The sequence below is a fragment of the Pediococcus damnosus genome, assembly GCF_001437255.1.
In the GTDB taxonomy this organism is placed as follows: Bacteria; Bacillota; Bacilli; order Lactobacillales; family Lactobacillaceae; genus Pediococcus; species Pediococcus damnosus.
Genome location: NZ_JQBD01000194.1, coordinates 1 through 388, shown reverse-complemented (window position 1 = coordinate 388; position 388 = coordinate 1). Strand labels below are relative to the sequence as shown.

At 35.1% G+C, this 388-nt stretch carries 1 protein-coding gene; it reads left to right on the top strand.

Features of this window, described 5'->3' with window-relative positions; translation table 11 throughout:
* On the top strand, positions 1-388 hold a 388-nt coding region (locus IV84_RS10620), incomplete at both ends, for a MobA/MobL family protein (RefSeq protein ID WP_162261360.1).

Below are 388 nucleotides of genomic sequence, written 5' to 3'. Positions count from 1 at the left end.
GAAAAATTTGGTTGGTTGATTGGGATAAAGAGGAAAAAATTAATGAGTGGCGGCATAATTGGGCAACAAGTGTTAATCAGTCTTTAGCACAAAAAAATATTCCGGATCGGATTAGTGAAAAATCGTTTGTCGATCAAGGGATTCAAGAGACACCTACCCAACACGAAGGCATTAACAGCCAAAGAAAAAATCGAAAAGCATTTAATCAACAAGTTAGAGCGCAAAGAAACGCTCAAGCTAAATATCATAATCTTGACGAAAAGATAAGAAATCATGAACATTTTGACGCGTTAACTGACGAGCTATCTTTCTCTGAAAAACACACAATTAGTCATCTAAGTCAGCAATTGAAAACCTATGTCGATTTAGAACATTTAGATGATAAACA